This window comes from Alkalihalophilus sp. As8PL (genome assembly GCF_040939795.1).
Classification (GTDB): Bacteria; Bacillota; Bacilli; order Bacillales; family Bacillaceae_D; genus Alkalihalophilus; species Alkalihalophilus lindianensis.
Genome location: NZ_CP162551.1, coordinates 2,614,917 through 2,632,248 on the forward strand (window position 1 = coordinate 2,614,917; position 17,332 = coordinate 2,632,248).

General features: G+C 38.5%; 18 protein-coding genes. 10 read left to right on the forward strand and 8 right to left on the reverse strand.

Going from position 1 to position 17,332, the window contains the following annotated elements; genetic code table 11:
• Nucleotides 1-65 precede the first annotated feature (65 nt).
• Both AB3N04_RS14705 and AB3N04_RS14710 read left to right on the forward strand, forming a co-directional pair.
• A complete protein-coding gene (locus AB3N04_RS14705; protein ID WP_368503456.1) occupies nt 66-863 on the forward strand; it encodes an ABC transporter ATP-binding protein in 798 nt (265 codons plus the stop codon).
• Nucleotides 860-2,551: a hypothetical protein gene (locus AB3N04_RS14710; RefSeq protein ID WP_368503457.1), complete on the forward strand. Its 1,692-nt coding sequence runs from the start codon at nt 860-862 to the stop codon at nt 2,549-2,551. The genes AB3N04_RS14705 and AB3N04_RS14710 overlap by 4 nt, the downstream gene beginning before the upstream one ends.
• A gap of 145 nt (nt 2,552-2,696) precedes the next feature.
• On the opposite strand, the gene AB3N04_RS14715 is transcribed toward AB3N04_RS14710, so the two are convergent.
• Nucleotides 2,697-3,965 (reverse strand): OFA family MFS transporter, encoded by a 1,269-nt coding sequence (locus AB3N04_RS14715; RefSeq protein WP_368503458.1) that lies wholly within the window; start codon nt 3,963-3,965, stop codon nt 2,697-2,699.
• Between the two features lie 251 nt (nt 3,966-4,216).
• On the reverse strand, nt 4,217-4,831 hold the full coding sequence (locus AB3N04_RS14720; RefSeq protein ID WP_368503459.1) for a restriction endonuclease: 615 nt from the start codon (nt 4,829-4,831) through the stop codon (nt 4,217-4,219).
• Nucleotides 4,832-5,037: 206 nt separating this feature from the next.
• Here AB3N04_RS14720 and AB3N04_RS14725 point away from each other — a divergent pair, with 206 nt between their 5' ends.
• The 3 genes from AB3N04_RS14725 to AB3N04_RS14735 all read left to right on the forward strand — a co-directional run bounded on the left by AB3N04_RS14725 (nt 5,038) and on the right by AB3N04_RS14735 (nt 7,452).
• On the forward strand, nt 5,038-5,664 hold the full coding sequence (locus AB3N04_RS14725) for a restriction endonuclease (protein WP_368503460.1): 627 nt from the start codon (nt 5,038-5,040) through the stop codon (nt 5,662-5,664).
• Between the two features lie 64 nt (nt 5,665-5,728).
• Nucleotides 5,729-5,872 carry a hypothetical protein gene (locus tag AB3N04_RS14730; RefSeq protein WP_368503461.1) on the forward strand — a complete coding sequence of 48 codons (144 nt, stop codon included), beginning with the start codon at nt 5,729-5,731 and terminating at the stop codon, nt 5,870-5,872.
• A gap of 95 nt (nt 5,873-5,967) precedes the next feature.
• Nucleotides 5,968-7,452 carry a flavin monoamine oxidase family protein gene (locus AB3N04_RS14735; RefSeq protein ID WP_368503462.1) on the forward strand — a complete coding sequence of 495 codons (1,485 nt, stop codon included), beginning with the start codon at nt 5,968-5,970 and terminating at the stop codon, nt 7,450-7,452.
• A gap of 45 nt (nt 7,453-7,497) precedes the next feature.
• On the opposite strand, the gene AB3N04_RS14740 is transcribed toward AB3N04_RS14735, so the two are convergent.
• From AB3N04_RS14740 to AB3N04_RS14760, 5 genes are all read right to left on the reverse strand, one after another.
• Nucleotides 7,498-8,352 carry a protein-glutamine gamma-glutamyltransferase gene (locus AB3N04_RS14740; protein WP_368503464.1) on the reverse strand — a complete coding sequence of 285 codons (855 nt, stop codon included), beginning with the start codon at nt 8,350-8,352 and terminating at the stop codon, nt 7,498-7,500.
• 130 nt (nt 8,353-8,482) lie between these two features.
• A complete protein-coding gene (locus AB3N04_RS14745; protein WP_368503465.1) occupies nt 8,483-9,154 on the reverse strand; it encodes a deoxynucleoside kinase in 672 nt (223 codons plus the stop codon).
• Entirely contained in the window at nt 9,138-9,791 is a 654-nt protein-coding gene (locus tag AB3N04_RS14750; RefSeq protein ID WP_368503466.1) for a deoxynucleoside kinase, read from the reverse strand. The genes AB3N04_RS14745 and AB3N04_RS14750 overlap by 17 nt, the downstream gene beginning before the upstream one ends.
• A gap of 200 nt (nt 9,792-9,991) precedes the next feature.
• The gene (locus tag AB3N04_RS14755; protein WP_368503467.1) at nt 9,992-10,438 is read right to left on the reverse strand and encodes a DUF4385 domain-containing protein; all 447 of its coding nucleotides are present in this window, start codon (nt 10,436-10,438) and stop codon (nt 9,992-9,994) included.
• A 93-nt stretch (nt 10,439-10,531) separates the two neighbouring features.
• The gene (locus AB3N04_RS14760; protein WP_317123510.1) at nt 10,532-12,085 is read right to left on the reverse strand and encodes an ABC-F family ATP-binding cassette domain-containing protein; all 1,554 of its coding nucleotides are present in this window, start codon (nt 12,083-12,085) and stop codon (nt 10,532-10,534) included.
• 198 nt (nt 12,086-12,283) lie between these two features.
• Here AB3N04_RS14760 and AB3N04_RS14765 point away from each other — a divergent pair, with 198 nt between their 5' ends.
• The 5 genes from AB3N04_RS14765 (at nt 12,284) to AB3N04_RS14785 (ending at nt 16,861) form a co-directional block, all read left to right on the forward strand.
• A complete protein-coding gene (locus tag AB3N04_RS14765) occupies nt 12,284-12,964 on the forward strand; it encodes a hypothetical protein (protein WP_368503468.1) in 681 nt (226 codons plus the stop codon).
• Between the two features lie 57 nt (nt 12,965-13,021).
• A complete protein-coding gene (locus AB3N04_RS14770; protein WP_317123512.1) occupies nt 13,022-13,201 on the forward strand; it encodes a CsbD family protein in 180 nt (59 codons plus the stop codon).
• 185 nt (nt 13,202-13,386) lie between these two features.
• Nucleotides 13,387-15,738 carry a pullulanase gene (locus tag AB3N04_RS14775; RefSeq protein ID WP_368503469.1) on the forward strand — a complete coding sequence of 784 codons (2,352 nt, stop codon included), beginning with the start codon at nt 13,387-13,389 and terminating at the stop codon, nt 15,736-15,738.
• A 116-nt stretch (nt 15,739-15,854) separates the two neighbouring features.
• The gene (locus AB3N04_RS14780; protein ID WP_368503470.1) at nt 15,855-16,307 is read left to right on the forward strand and encodes a GNAT family N-acetyltransferase; all 453 of its coding nucleotides are present in this window, start codon (nt 15,855-15,857) and stop codon (nt 16,305-16,307) included.
• 110 nt (nt 16,308-16,417) lie between these two features.
• On the forward strand, nt 16,418-16,861 hold the full coding sequence (locus tag AB3N04_RS14785; protein ID WP_368503471.1) for a DUF3888 domain-containing protein: 444 nt from the start codon (nt 16,418-16,420) through the stop codon (nt 16,859-16,861).
• 19 nt (nt 16,862-16,880) lie between these two features.
• Here AB3N04_RS14785 and AB3N04_RS14790 read toward each other — a convergent pair whose 3' ends face one another.
• Complete coding sequence (locus AB3N04_RS14790; RefSeq protein ID WP_368503472.1) at nt 16,881-17,219, reverse strand: DnaJ family domain-containing protein; 339 nt, start codon at nt 17,217-17,219, stop codon at nt 16,881-16,883.
• Between the last annotated feature and the right edge of the window lie 113 nt (nt 17,220-17,332).

Below are 17,332 nucleotides of genomic sequence, written 5' to 3' on the forward strand. Positions count from 1 at the left end.
TAGTGGTTGTTCACCTTATTATATTTATAAACAAACATACATAGAAAAAAGATAAAGGGGGAGCCATGTTGACGGATGTTCGAATTAAACTTAACCAAATATCGAAAGAATATGGGACAACTAAGGCGGTTAAACCATTTAATTTAGAAGTGAAAAAAGGGGAGTTATTTTGTTTTCTCGGTCCTAATGGTTCGGGGAAGACGACCACGATTAAAATGATGACGGGCTTACTAGAACCAACGGACGGCACAGTGCTTATTTCTGGTATTAATATGTGGACAAGTCCCCTAGAGGCTAAAAAACAGATTGCTTATGTACCAGATCAACCTAAGTTGTATCCAAAATTAACAGGCCAAGAGTTTTTACAATTTACAGCTAGTATTTATCAAATTTCTGAACAAGAATTTGAAGAAAGAAGTACACAATATGTTTCCATGTTTCAACTTGATCAGCGGTTAGATGAACTTATTGAAACTTACTCACATGGAATGAAACAAAAGCTTAGTCTGTGTGCAGCACTCTTGCATCAACCAGATGTATTATTTTTGGATGAACCAACGGTAGGGCTTGATCCACAAGGAGCTAAGACAATGAAAAATTTACTTCAAGCACTGTGCAAGAATGGGATGACGGTGTTTATGTCGACGCATATTCTTGAGATCGCCGAACAGATGTGTGATCGAGTAGGCATTATTAAAAATGGAGACCTTTTAACTGTAGGAACTGTTGATGATCTTAGAGAGCAAAAGGGGAGCGCGGATTCCAGTCTTGAAGATCTATTTTTAGAGCTAACAGGGGACACCGAAGCGCAGGCGCTGGTGAGAGAAATGGGAGATTCTCCTTCATCTGAGGTGAAAAGATGACGTGGAATTTGATTCGCTGGTTTTGGAAAATGAATCGTAATAGCTTTAAACATTCCTCAGACAAAGCGAAGACAACCCTTATTGTCTCAACGGTCGCAATCGGTTTTGTTATTCTAATGTTTTGTGGAATAGCTTTCTCTATGGCAAGCACACTCCAAGTAGAACTTATAAGCGATATACTCGGGCTTAGCTTTTTGTCCTTATTAGCTTTTCTTATTTTATTTGCGATCCCGCAAGTTTTTACAAAGTTATATGGGGATGACGACTTAGCGATGCTTTTTACGATGCCGTTAAAATCAACTCACGTTTACTGGGCAAAGTTTACTCAAATATTTCTAGGCATCCCGGGTGCCATTTTTCTTGCGTCCCTTGCTTTGCTGACGATGTTCGGACTTGGGGCCAATGCTCCCTTTCTCTATTACCCAATTGCTTATTTAGTAGCACTTTCGCTTGTATTAATAGGTCTTGGTCTCGCTTATATGATAAATTTACTCCTTATTCAAATTGTTCCATCTCATCGTGCGAAAGAATTAATGACCGTCATTACTGCTTTTGCAGGTGTATTAGGTTATTTACTCTTTCAGCTCCCGACTTTGATGGGGCGTGGTAATGATCATGCTCTTCAACAATTCCCTGAGCTACCAAGATGGCTTCCTGTTCATTGGGCGGGTGAAAGCTTAGCACATATCATTTCTAGGTCAATCACAGGTATGACCTTCTTATTATTGGGACTGCTTTTTATTACGACTATATTTATTCTGTGTCTATCGTCTACATTAGTCGATAGAGGATTTCGAACGGGCTGGATTCAGATGAATGAAGGAAGCTCAAAAAAGAAGAAAAAGAGCACAGCCATATCCTTTAAAGTAAGAAAGCCAGTCATTGAAATTGGATTGAAAGAATGGCGGACTATTAAGAGGGATATGAGGGAATGGACGATGCTGATTCCAATGGCATTCTTTATGTTCTTTCCGATTTTCTCTATTATGATACGTGATGGTAGCTATGAATTTATTCAAACAATACCAGCCTTATCCTGGTTTTCGATTCAAGCGATTGCTCTAGGTTTGTTTTCCTTTATGACCAGTACATTCACATCAGGGTCTGTTGCTAGAGAAGGTACTTCAATCGACCTTTTACGGGTATTGCCGGTTAAAGGATGGACGGTAGCAATCGGGAAGCTTTGGATTCATTGGGTGATTTTATTTGGATTTATTGGCTTCTTACAGATTATCAGTGGATTTATTTTTGGCTGGTCACCGTTTCACACCATAGCAGGCTGGTTCCTTATCGGAATGATTGGATTAGGTTCTAGTGCAATTGGGCTTTATTTTGGCGCTATAGGTGCTAAGTTCAATCCTAAAAATCCACAAAACCGTCTCGAAACGGGAACTTCATTTATTTTGTTATTCGTAGCATTAGGATATGTTCTCATACAAGCAATCCCATTCGCACTCACCTTGTTACCGGTCAATGACCTTAGCTTCTTACTCGAAGAAACCAATCCGGGTTTTTTTATAGGAATGATTCAATGGGTCATTGAGTTTAAAGCTAGAGCTCCTATTTTGATTTCTTTAGTGGGGATAACACTCTGTTTTACCTTAATGCTACTTATAGCATGGCTTTCTATAAAATTTTGTGCAAAAGAAATTGATCGTGGAGTAAAGATTACCTACGTTAAAGAATAGAGTGATGGTCGTCATTCATTTGTGATCTAAAAACAAGAGAAAGATAAAAAAGTCTTGCTGTGAGGGAGTCTCATAGCAAGACTTACTTTTTTGTAAACAAGAGTCTGGACTGACTAGTCAGTCTTACGGAGGTGTAAAAAAAAGACTAAGATACCACTTGTTGCTGCTCCCTTTGCTTTAAATCTTGTTCGCTCTTTCTTATATCTAGCTTCATCATAATGGAAACGATAAACGCTAAAATAATTAAAGCAGAGAACACGTAAAATACAGGGATATAACTATCGGTTCTTTCTCTAATTTGTGAAACGATCATCGGTCCAAATACACCACCGAGCGACCAAGTCGTTAAAAGGTAACCGTGGATCGCACCAAGTTGTTTCGTACCGAATAAGTCTCCAACAAATGCAGGAAGATTAGAGAAGCCACCACCATAACAACTAACAACAAGTAAAATAAGTAATTGAAACACGAGTATACTCGTGATAAAAGGTAGTGTTAAAAAGGCTACTATCTGGATGGAGAAGAATATGATGAATACATTCGGTCGACCAATATAGTCTGAGATCGCTGCCCAGCCTAAGCGACCGCCACCATTGAAAATCCCCATTATTCCCACCATCGTTGCAGCAGCGGCGGCAGATAAACCAACCACTTCTTGGGCCATTGGAGAAGCCACAGAGATCATCATAATTCCAGCAGTTGTGTTAATGAGCATCATGGTCCATAGCATCCAAAAGCGTTTTGTCTTGACTGCTTCCTTGGAGGTTAATTGCTGTAAATCCTTTTTAATGACTTTTTTACCAGAAGCAATATTTCGTTTCATTGAAGCTGGCATCCAACCTTCTGGAGGTGGTGCGATATATGCTGCACCCATGATCATGAAAACAAAATAGCAAGCTCCAAGTAAGAAGAACGTAGTCGAAATCCCGATAGTACTCATTAAGTTTGCTGCAACTGGTGCCGTTATAAGTGCTCCAGTTCCAAAACCGAGTACCGCCATTCCTGTAGCTAAGCCTCTTCTATCAGGGAACCATTTGACGAGAGTTGAGACAGGTGATATGTAACCAATACCAAGGCCTAATCCACTAGCTACCCCGTATGTTAATAAAAAGAGCGGAAGAGACTCAACCATAATAGCAACTCCCGAACCAGCTTGTCCTATACCAAATAATATTGCTGCTACTATGGCAGACTTTCTTGGTCCACTTCTCTCCACAAATTTTCCGAAGAAAGCAGCAGATGTACCTGCAAGAGCCATCATAATCGTAAAGGCAATCGTCACCTCTGTAGCTGACCATCCCATCGATTCACTAATTGGATAGGTGTATACGCTATATGCGTAAGCACCGCCAATTGAAAGGTGAATTGCAATAGCAGATAGGGCAATTAACCATCTGTTTTTTGTTGTGTCCATGTTTTCCTCCTTCTTATTTCTCTATTTTGAAAACCCTTACATATATAGTAGGGTATAATTCATTAGCAGAAAAATCAATCAATTATAAAAATTTAGTTATTTTTTGTAGGTTGAGAACACTTATAGTCTAGATTTGTAGTTCGGATGACATAGCTATTGTCCTCTGTGTTTTTAGACAGATAATAACCCTAAAGTGCAGGGAGTGCTTTCTGCTCTTTAGGGTTATTGTTCTACTTTTTTATAGAAGGAGGTTAATCTAACCAAGCTGATCGTACTCTTTCGATAAAGCGATGGTGTTTTTTCTTTTTCATGAATACTTGGATCATGGCATCTAAAGTATCATAATCCATTAAAATAGTTTTACTTGCAGTAGCGTACTGTTGAGCTTCTTTTGTAAATTGATGGTTTGTCACGACGATGACTTGATTCGCCTTGTATTGATCTTTTAAATGATTTAACTCACGAACTACTTTTGCTTGAACTTCCGTTTGGCTTAGTTTGGCATGGACGATTGCTTTTGTTCCTCGTTTACGAACAATAAGATGGACTCCTTGATCATTTGAATGCTTAATTCTGGTGACGGAATAGCCCTGTTTTTGAAACAATGGAATTAATAATAATTTAAATTGATGATGGTTCATTCCTTCGATTTCGCGAGCTGAAGATATACGTTGTTCAGCAATACGTAGCTGTTTCCACCCATACCAAGAAAGAGGGATCGACCCGAGAAGCCCTAAGACAATAAAAAACGCTGTTAAATTGTATTGATACAGCTGAACGAGATAAAATGTAATCACAAATAAGAGGGTAGGAAGAAAAGGGTATCGTTTCTTTTTAGTTGGAGAATCAGGGTTTCTTTTTTGCATAAATCTCCGTCCTTTCTTTAGGAAATCTTTTTTACTATTCCACTTTTTACTAAGTAATATGTAAAAAATTCCTTAAAGCATTTTTTATTAAAATATCTACCTTACCCCTAGTAGTTTTTAGTAATGGAAAAACCGAAACAAACGTTTGCATCTCTAATGATTATTCCGTAAGATAAGGGCAGGTAAAAGGAAAGGTGTGAAGACGAATGGTTGATTCGTTTTCTTTTAGTTCACCAATTGTCTGGATAGGCATTCTTATTATTATTATTGGACTATTAGGCTGGATTAGATGGAAGCTCTGGAGAAGAAGAAGGTTTGATTTAGCAAAGGTCACTTTGCGTGATATCGATAAAATGGACGGTCATGAATTTGAAGATTACTTATACGTGTTAATCTCAGCGCTTGATTACGATCATGTATATCAAACGAAGAAAAGTCGAGATTACGGCGCAGATCTAGTATTTGAGGACCAAGAAGGCATTAGAACGGTCGTTCAGGCGAAGCGATACCGGGATAAGATGGGTTTATCTGCTGTTCAAGAAGTATATACCGCAAAAACCTATTACAGTGCAGATAGAGCCTTGATTATTACAACAGCAGAAAGAATCTCAGAACCTTGTATGAAATTAGCAAGTGCAACTGGCGTTCAAATAGTCGATCGCCTTGATCTTGAAGACGTGATAAAAGCATTTAAAAAAGGTCATTTCGAGGAAGCTTGGGAGCTGTTAGAAGAACCACCAGAGCCTGTGAAGTATACACCTATGGATAGCTTAGAGAAGCCACCGGCGAGGAGAGGGATGATACAAGCAGGGGAGTATTTTTATAAAAATTAGCGAGCGATCTAGTTATAAGACAATCATTCATGATCATAAACTGCCCAAAAGGGAGCGTGTTATCATGTTAAAAGGAATCGATCTACAAATGGTGGCGTTTGTTGGGGGATCTTTACTTCAAGAGTACGTCAGATTGATTCATATTCCTAAAATGTATTATTGGGCAACTGAAAATGAAGAAGAGGATGAAGATGACCGGGCAGCATAAAAAAAGCTGTCCGGTTTTTGGGTTGAGCTTAAACGTGAGTGGGCGGATGTTATTTGGGAGTACCCGCATGATTTATATACATAAGGGGGGAGCTAATGAGCTATAGTAGAGTCATTTCACATGCAACCCAAAGTTCAGAATCAGTGGATAAACTGAAATTGATTCAGCAAGGCTTACCGAGAAGTTTGGAGCCTAAAAAAATTCTAATCCTTGGGGCAGGAATGGCAGGACTTGTTGCGGGATACTTACTAAAGAAAGCGGGTCACTCCGTTACAATTCTTGAAGGAAACTCGAGGGTAGGCGGAAGAATTCATACGATGCGCCAACCTTTTTCTTCTGATCACTATGTTGAAGCTGGTGCGATGCGAATCCCCAATCACCATAAACTAACATTAGAGTTTATAAAGAAATTCAACTTACCATTAAACCCGTTTATTACGAGCACACCCAATGACCTCCTTTATGTAAACGGTCAATTAAAAAGAAGGTATCAATATGAAAAGGACCCATCGATTTTAGGCTTCCCATTAACCTCAGAAGAAGAAGGTAAAACGGCAGATGAGCTATTACAACAGGCCGTTCAAGCCTTTGTGGAGTTATATAGTAATGCTTCTGAACCACAACAAGCACTGTTAAGAAAAAATTTTGATAGATATTCAATGACAACTTTTTTAAGAGATAATCCCCTAAGTAACTCGATATCAGCTAGTGCTATTAATAAGGTACAGGTTTTATTAGGCATAGAAGGCTTTCCTTCTTTATCTTTCATCGATACCCTTTTAAATATCGTAAATACTGTTTTTGGTGAGAATATCGAGTTCTACGATATAAAGGGGGGGAATGACCAACTGCCACTAGCATTTATGCCTTATCTAAAAGAGAGTATTTATTTAGGACATATCGTCAAACAAATTCATCAACAACAGTCAGGGGTTGAGGTGTTAACGGAAGCGAATAACTCCCATCAAAGCTTTCGTGGGGATCTTGTTATTACCACGATCCCTTTTTCAGTCTTTCAATTTATTGATGTTGAACCTTATAGCTCTATTAGCTTCTCCAAATGGAAGACGATTCGTACTCTTCCCTACGTGTCCTCGGTGAAAATAGGGATGGAATTTAAAGAGAAGTTTTGGGAGGAGGATGGGATGTTGGGCGGTAAATTAATTACTGATTTACCGACGCAATTTACCTATTATCCGAGCCGAAGAATGGGAGAACCTGGTCCTGGCGTTCTATTGGCAAGTTATACGTGGGGAGAGAATGCTAGGCTATGGGAGGCGCTATCTGAAGAGGAACGCCAAGAACAAGCATTAAAATATCTTGCACAAGTCCATGGCGATCAAGTTTTTGAGACATATATGAGTGGAGCTTCTTATAGTTGGGGACAAAGTCGTTTTTCAGGCGGATGTTTTTCTTTATATGGACCCTACCAAGCATATTCATATCCAGAGATTATTAAGTCTCCAGAGCAACGTATTCATTTTGCTGGTGAACATACTTCTGCCTTTCATGCGTGGATTGAGGGTGCAGTTGAGTCAGGTGTGAGAGCAGCTAGTGAAGTTCACAACAGAAAATTATAAAGATCGATTCAAGTTCTAAATACTTTCCAGATTAAAAACCCCACCTTAAGGGTTTTCCTCAAAAAGGTGGGAGTTATTTAAATAATAAACATAGCGGTCAAATGAAATCGAGCTTTCATTATGTTCAATCACTATATATTTTAGTTTATCAGGACGTGAGTTGCGTTGTAGAGATACATTAGCTAAGTACGTAAAACCTGGTCTTGTAACCATATTGGTTAAATAAGCAGGTTGAGTAGACCACGGGGCTCTCGATTCATTTAGACTAGCAATCATCTGCTCAGCTCGCATAATTCCCATCCCGTGCCCGTAATAAGTTCCATCTTCAAGCACAACAGCATTTACACCACGCCACTCAGGGGTTTGGGGGTTAAACTGTGGATTATTAAAATAGACCACATCTCCAGGTATAAACTGATTGGTGAATCCCGTGTTAAGAGCGAGGTCAGGGTCAAAATTCCAGCTATATAAATAGAGTTCGGGAAACAATTGATCAAACTTTGCAGCGCCAATGACTTGTAAGACGGCATAATAATAGACAATGATCATAGCAGTTGCACATTCGAACCCATAAAGGTGACTATTTCTGTAAATGTCATCGATTGCTATAGAAGGTCTCACCCCGGGTCTTAATTGAAACCCACCATATCTCGTTGTGTACCAAAATACTGGATTACTACGAGAACGTTCAAAAACTTCAAATGCGGCATTGCTCTGGTTAAGCAGTCTCGCACTTCGAATGATACTTCTTCGTAATTCAAGTTCAAATTGTTGCTCGTTCATTGATCGATATTCGAATGAAGAAGAGGAGTTCATCATCCTATCAACAATTGTGCGCTCGATACTTCCAACTGGCCAAGCTTGACTGGACTGAAAAGGTACCCCCGATATCTGAATCATGATTTACCTCTCTCATTTATGACATTCAGGCTTTGGCATAGCATATTCGCGAAAAAGGGTAAATATGAATCCTATAATATAAAAGAAGCTAAAGAACTCCCCATCTGACCTCGTCAAATGGGGAGTTCTTTTATAGTTGGTGGACGGACTTATTACTCTCAATGACAGCAGCAATTTTAGCAATGATCGGTTCAATGTCATCTTCATTCGCGAGTAGGTCATAGTCAGAAATATTTAAGCGTAAAACTGGACAAGACGTAAAGGACTCGATCCAAGTTTCATAACGCTTATGCATTTCTTCCCAGTAAGTAAGAGGAGTTTGTTGTTCCATCTCACGTCCGCGCTCTTGAATACGATCGATAATATCATCAAGGCTTCCTTCAAGGTAAATGAGGACATGTGGGTGTGGGAAGAAAGGGGTCATAACCATCGCATCAAACAAACTTGTGTACGTCTCATAATCAACCGGAGTCATCGTTCCTTTATCTGCATGCATTTTGGCAAAGATGCCTGTATCTTCATAAATGGAACGGTCCTGAACGAATCCACCACCTTGTTCATACATGCGTTTTTGTTCTTTAAATCGTTCAGCTAAGAAATAGATTTGTAAATGAAAGCTCCAACGTTCAAAATCCGCATAGAATTTATCTAAATAGGGATTATGGTCAACATTTTCAAATGAAGTATGAAATCCAAGAGCCTTGGCAATTGATTTTGTCATGGTCGACTTACCGACACCGACTGTTCCAGCAATCGTTAAAATCGCGTCTTCAGGAATATTATATTTAGTTCGTAGGTTCAAGACAAAAAGCTCCTTCTTTTCTTGCATCATCTATCATAGTGAAAATTTTATTGAGGTCTTGTTCATGTTGGACAAAATCAAGTTTATCACCATTAATGCGTATAATTGGAATATCAGGGTATTCAAGTGCCCATTTCGCCATAGCTATTTCATAGTCTTCAGAAAGTTGGCGTAGGTAATCAGGGTCCATTTTTTGTTCCATCTCACGTCCACGCATCTCAATTCGCTTTAAGAGAGTGGGAAGACTAGCTTGAAGGTAAATAATGAAATTTGGCTTCGGCATATCATTGGTCATAATGTCATATATCGCCGTGTATTTATCGTATTGATCTTCTCTTAACGTACGTTTGGCAAAAATAATATTTTTATAAATATGATAATCAGCAACAACGGGAACCTGTGTAGCTAAGTATTTACGTTGAATGTCTTCAAGTTGTTTATACCGATTGCAGAGAAAGAACATCTCTGTTTGAAAGCTCCATTCTTGAATGTCTTCATAGAACTTACTTAGAAATGGATTTTCATGGACAATTTCCTTTAATAGATGATATTGATAATGAGCAGAAATTGCCTTAGCAAGAGAAGTTTTTCCAACTCCAATTGGACCTTCAACTGCAATAAAAGGCGTATGTTTCATAAGTGGAGGTTCCTCCTTTTTTATAAGATGTATCAAAAACTATCGTTTCTCAATAGGTCATGGACATTTTATTTTTTACAGACAAGCGTTATTGTACCACAGCTTTGAACATCTTTGGAGGTTAAACAAACGTTTAATTAAAACAGCTAAATATAAAATAGAGGAAGGGAAAAGTAGTAGAGTGTAAGGAGGAGAAGGGGTCAACCGTATTTTTTTTGGTGTTCTTTCTTTTGTTTTAAATACTCTTCATCGGTCCGTACGATCTTCCACTTTTTCTCGAAAATCCTTGCTGATTCTGCCTTTGTATCATCAATCTCCCTTTCGACTACATTACCGTTTTTATCATATTTCTTACCGCCTTTGTAATTGGCATATCGTCTTGCTCGTGTATAGCCCATTTGAATGAATTTACGGGCCATATCCATTCCCACGAAATCATTCTTCTCTTTGTATTCTAAGAAGAGTTCATAGATTTTATCGGAGGATTCCTTAGCAATATCTGGCGTTTTAAAACGCCAGTGTGGTAGAATTTCACTTTTGTAAGGTTCAACTAAAAGAACACCTTGCTCCCCACGCCCAACACGATATTTTTCTCGATTTTTGCGGAAATCAATGTTCTTAAAGTCCATGTCATAATCAAAGCTCATAACGTGCACCTCCTATTACTATTAAAGTCATCATTCCCCAATGAAGAGGAGCTAAACGAAAAAAGGCACCTCAACAAGGAGGTGCCATCTTTTTTATACTAATTTCGTCGTCCAACTCTCGCAATTCCACACATCGGTCACAACACCTTCATAAAATTCAGGTTCGTGAGAGATTAGAAGGATACTGCCTTTGTAAGCTTTAAGTGCACGTTGTAGTTCGGCTTTTGCATCGACATCTAAGTGGTTTGTTGGCTCATCAAGAATAAGAATATTTGATTCACGGTTAATTAATTTACATAAACGGACTTTTGCTTTTTCGCCCCCGCTTAGAACAATCATTTTACTTTCAATATGCTTTGTCGTAAGCCCGCATTTTGCCAGTGCGGACCGGACTTCAGCTTGTCCTAGAGAAGGGAACTCTTGCCAAATTTCCTCGATACATGTATTTGATGAATCTTTTGCTTCTTGTTCAAAATAACCAATTTCTTGATAGTCACCACGTTCAACAGATCCAGCCAGTGGCTTATTTATGCCTAAAAGGCTCTTTAATAGAGTCGTTTTACCAATTCCGTTGGCCCCAACTAAAGCGATCTTTTGCCCACGTTCCATACGTAGATCAAGTGGACGAGAGAGGGGTTCATCATAGCCAATTACAAGATCTTTTGTTTCAAAAATCAACTTACTAGTCGTACGTGCTTCTTTAAAGTTGAATTCTGGTTTTGGCTTATCTTTTGCTAGTTCAATCACGTCCATTTTATCAAGCTTTTTCTGACGCGACATCGCCATATTACGTGTCGACACACGAGCTTTATTACGAGCGACGAAATCTTTAAGTTGTGAGATCTCTTGTTGTTGACGTTTGTACGCAGCTTCGAGCTGTTGTTTTTTCATCTCATGCACTTCAAGGAAGTGATCATAATCCCCAACATAACGATTTAATTCTTGGTTTTCCATATGATAGATGAGGTTAATCACACTGTTTAAAAATGGAATATCGTGGGAAATAAGGATAAATGCATTCTCATATTCCTGCAAGTAACGCTTTAACCATTCAATATGCTGTTCATCTAAATAGTTTGTCGGCTCATCAAGCAACAAGATATCTGGCTTTTCAAGTAAGAGCTTAGCTAGAAGGACCTTTGTACGTTGTCCACCACTTAAGTCTTCAACGTCTTTTTCAAGACCTACATCATCTAAGCCAAGACCGCGAGCGATTTCTTCAACCTTCGAATCGATGATATAAAAATCATTGTTTGTTAACGTGTCTTGAATCACACCGACATCTTCAAGTAACTTTTCAAGTTCTTCAGGTGATACATCACCCATTTTGTCATAGATGGCATTCATTTCTGCTTCTAAGTCATATAGATATTTAAATGCGCCTTTTAGTACATCACGCATCGTCATACCGCGTTCTAGAACCGTGTGTTGATCAAGGTAGCCTACACGTACTTTTTTTGACCATTCTACTTTTCCTTCATCGGGCATCAATTTGCCTGTAATAATGTTCATGAACGTCGATTTACCTTCACCATTTGCCCCAATTAATCCGATGTGTTCACCTTTTAACAGACGGAATGAAACATCATGAAAAATTGCGCGATCGCCAAAGCCGTGGCTTAAGTTCTTTACAGTTAATACACTCATTTATAACACCTTTCCTTTATACACATTCTCCAATTTATATCTTTAGTCATCTTACCATACTGTAACCCTTAAAGTCTGTTCAAGTTTATCCACTCCCGCTTAAAAAGCTATGATAAAATAGGGGATATAATCCAAATTTGTATTTTAATTAAAGTGGCGGTGATCGTATCAATGAGTGACTATTTATGGAGGTGGCGTATGGTACAGCATACACGGAATTTTTTAATCGGACTTGGTCTTATTTTGTTATCTATTATTATCAGCTTTCCTTATCCCTATAGTCGTACTTTAGGAGAAGAAGTTGGATTGCGACTAGGAATACCGATTTATTCCAACATGGAATTAGAGCTAGGTGTTCACTATGTGGGGATTCTAACCACCATTTTATTTATAGTTGGCTTATATATTGTTGCTTACGCTACAAAACAAGGGCGAAAGAGGTATGTCATTCCACTCGTCTTTTTACTCGTTATTTATGCACCTTCTACGGTTATATCGCTGTATCAACATACATTTGCTAGCGGCGTATATGCGCTCGAACAAAGGTCTACAACGTGTGACTATGAACAAAATAATAGGGGAGTTATGGTTATAAATTGTGATGTGCTGCTCGAGAATTACAGCAATCATTCTCTGGAAGGGGAACTGCTTTTTATTGAAGAAAAATATTGGACCGACCCTTTTTCAGTCTTCTCCCTATTAAATGGTGCTAGCCCTCATCCATTTTCCATCGCCCCACGTAGTAATCAATGGGTTAATGTCTTTTTAGAAGTTGATGTTTCAGGTATAGACGACGCTTACCACAGTGGAAGCTCAAGCCTTTTTAATGTGGCTGTAGTGATAAATGAGGAAAAAAGAATATTAACACCTAAAAGTTAATGTTTATAGCGAGCAAATAAAGGTTATATACCTCTAAATACAAAGGAGGAATTGACAATGGCAACGAATAATAACGGAGTATCAGATAAGGTTAAAGGCGGAGTAAATAAAGCAAAAGGTGAAGTGAAGGATCAAGTTGGAAATGCAACAAACAACCGAAAGCTTCAAGGGGAAGGTAAAAAAGATAAAGTAAAAGGAAATGTTCAAGAAGAAGTTGGTAAAGCAAAGGATCGTTAAGGGAAGTTGAATCAAAATGACATATTTTCATTATAAATGACAGAGCATATAAGGATGATATCTTATATGCTTTTTTGTATCTTATCTTTACTACCGATCAATTGTGATCAAAGGACACATGTTGATAATTGGTGCATATGCTAGTATTAAAGCACATTCTAATTGGTGAGAGTGGGTGATGACGAATGAATACACCTCCAATAGGTAATGAGTTAATCTATCTAAGTTCCGGAGAGATCATATCTCCTACTGAGGCAAAGATAAAAGTAGTGAAAACCGATGATCTATATGATGAAAGTATTATAAATGATGGATTAGAGTTTAAAGATAAGCATGGGAATTTGGTTGCAATCAAGCAGATTGAAATGAAAGAGAATGATGAGGTGATAGTCACAGGAACATTTTCTATCGAGCAAGCCCCATTCACTGTGACTTTTAGAGATCAGGTCATCTCCCTGCGTTTGAATTGGAAGTTAATGGATGATTTGTATAAGTATGAGGGTGAACTTGGAGCTATTCTTCACCCAGATGGTAGCGCTACCCTTACATTGTGGTCCCCGCTTGCAGAGACGATTTCCGTAATCCTTTATGATAAAGAGGATCAATTTAATGTGGTTAAAGATGACCTATTAATGGAACAAGGAAAAGGCGGCGTATGGCAGATTACTCTTAATGAAGAGAACACTGGAATCCAAGATCTTACGAATTATTACTATCATTATGTAATAGATACAAACGGCCAAAAGAAATTAGGGCTAGATCCGTACGCGAAATCAATGGCTGCTTGGGATCATAGTGGGGGCTATTCTGTTGGGAAAGCTGCAATTGTCAACCCTTCAATGATCGGGCCAGATCTGGAATTTGCGACGATTGATGGTTTTGAAAAACGAGAAGATGCAATTATCTATGAGGTGCATGTTAGGGATTTTACATCTGACCCGTTAATTGAGGGTGAGTTATCTGCGCAATTTGGAACCTATACAGCTTTTGTCAATAAGCTTGATTATATAAAAGAATTAGGTGTGACTCATATTCAACTTTTGCCTATTATGAGTTACTACAAAGGAAATGAGAGGGAGAACCAAGTGAGAGAACTTGAGTATTCTTCTCAGGGCAATAATTATAATTGGGGTTATGACCCGCATAATTACTTCTCTCCTAGTGGGATGTATTCGGATAATCCTAATTCGGCAAGCCGTAGAATCGAAGAGTTAAAAATACTCATTCAAGAAATTCACAAAAGAGGTATGGGTGTCATTTTGGATGTTGTCTACAATCATACAGCGCAAGTAGAAATCTTCGAGAACCTTGTTTCCCATTACTATCATTTTATGGACTCAGATGGTACCCCGCGTACGAGCTTTGGCGGAGGGAGATTAGGAACAACTCATTTCATGACAAGAAAGGTATTAATTGACTCCATTTTATACTGGGTAAATGAATTTAAGGTCGATGGGTTCCGATTTGACATGATGGGTGATCATGATAGCCAGAGTATCCAATTGGCATTTGATCAAGCAAAAGCACTCAATCCTAACATTGTGATGATAGGAGAAGGTTGGCGAACCTTTGTAGGAGATGAGGGTGAAGAGCATGTCACGGCTGCTGATCAAGACTGGATGCAGCATACCGATAGTGTGGGTGTGTTTTCAGATGAGTTTAGAAATGAGTTAAAGTCAGGTTATGGCAGCGAAGGTCAACCAAGGTTTTTGACGAATGGAGCGAGAAGTATTTCTCAAGTCTTCGATAATATTAAAGCACAACCTCATAATTTTGTTGCTACCAGCCCGGGAGATGTTGTGCCTTATATTGAAGCGCATGACAATTTAACTCTTCATGATGTCATTGCCCAATCGATTAAGAAAGACCCTGAATTTCATCAAGAAGAAATTCACAAACGAATTCGTTTAGGAAATGCACTCGTGCTTACTAGTCAAGGGACTGCTTTTCTTCATGCTGGTCAAGAATATGGCCGGACTAAACAATATAGAAAACAAACCGAGGTCGCTCCTTATAAATCAACCTACATGGTAGATGAGGAAGGTAAGCCTTTTACGTATCCATTCTTTATTCACGATTCGTACAATTCATCTGATCGAATAAATAGCTTTGATTGGAGGAAGGTAACGAGTTCTGAAATCTGTCCCATTCATCATATGACAAGAGCATATACAGCTGGATTGGTTCGGTTAAGAAGATCGACAAATGCGTTTAGGTTAGGTTCAAAAGAATTGGTTGATAAACATGTAACATTAATTAAAGCACCAGAAGTAGAAGAAACGGATTTGCTAATTGGCTATAAGAATGTATCAACTGATGGGACGGGGACGTATTATGTGTTTGTGAATGCCGATCATAAAGAGCGAACGTTGACCCTGCAAGAGGATTTAACCAAGGGAATAGTATTGGTTGATGGGGAAGAGGCTGGAGTGAGCGAAGTTACAAATAGAATTGGATTTGAACTAACGCCCGACAAGCTTCTGATAGCAGCCCTAACCGTGGTTATTATTAAAATAGATGACGACGTAGATCAATAAAGAAAGAACAGTTCTTTTTTAGAGCTGTTCTTTCTTTATGATGAAAGAAATGAATCGTTCAGTCTTATTTTAAGGTAAACTTAAAAGCGATAAAGAAGAGAAAATGAGGTAGTTAGATGAATATACATGTGTTAGCAAAGACTGCACCATTGCCAATCGACTTACTATTAGAGGCAGACCCGTCATTAGAATTAGTAAAAGAATATTGTCAAAAGGGTACATGCTATGTCGCTGAAAAGGATGGAAATATAATTGGAGTGTATGTCCTTTTAGCAAGAAGAGCTAATACGGTGGAGATTATGAACATATCTGTACTAGAAGCTTTTCAAGGACAAGGGATAGGGAAGGCTTTGATCATGGACGCAATTAAAAATGCAAAGGTAGCAGGCTATGAGTGGATTGAAATCGGTACCGGTAATTCCAGTATTAATCAACTAGCCTTATACCATAAATGTGGATTTCGAGTTACAGGGATTGAACAAGATTTTTTCATAAAACATTATTCAGAAGAGATATATGAAAATGGGATTCAGTGTAGAGATATGATTAGGCTAGCTTTAAGGTTGTAAAGGGAAAAGAACGGTTTCCCCTAATGTGGAGACAGTTCTTTTTGTATTTTGATGGATGTTTATCCCTAATAGAGGAAAAGGTAAGATGAATACGAAGTAAGGAGAAAAAGATGAAAAAGAAAATCTCCATTCTTATTTTACTTACAGTGATACTGATTCCTTTTCCAAGCTTAGGTGAAGCTAAAAGTTTAGAATATGATTCGACGGAGCTAAAAGTTCAAGATCTTATGATGTTGCTCGTATTGGACTCTGTAGCAACCCCCATTAACGAATACTATTTTGACTTTTTGAAAGAGAATCCTGTCGTGTATCCTTATGAAATTGAACTTAAACAAATAGAGAGAATGGAGGGGTTTCGCTCCTTTCACTTTGTCATCACACTTGAGGTAACACCTGTTATTGGTCCGCATATTGCGGTTGGAAAAGACGTGGTCACTTTAGAGGTATCTCCTGTGCTACCCAAGACGATTAAGGTTCTCACCTACGAACATTTAGAAACATACGAGTTGCCTGCTAAATGGCGTCATGTAATAAAAAAGCCAAAAATATCTTAAGGGCAAGCAACTCTCTTCTTTACTCCCATTGCTTCAACTGCTCAGGTAAGTTGGCTGAAGTAATAAGCCTCTTCTGAAAAGAGGGGGGACATGAGAGGTTGAATTTGCGAATTTTATTGTTGATTAATTCAATGTTTTCCTCATATGCACTAGGTTGTCCCTTTAATAATTGGTTGAGTTCATCACGAATTTCGTGTTGCAGTTTGATCCATGGGGGAAGATAATTTGCATTTCTTATCGTACGGTCTAAGACATCACCAGTAAGGGAACTTTGTGGGAGCGGTTTTCCTTTTCCAGGCAAAGGATCGTCTTGGGCTTTTTTTTCGTACTCCTTATATACATCATCAAACCAGCTCATTGTTATTCCTCCAATCATTACTTCTCACTATATTCCTTTCTAGAAATGTAAGTTCATTTCCTTGCTTCTGGCTTGTCAAATACGTGACAATTAGTACTGTAGTACGATAGTGA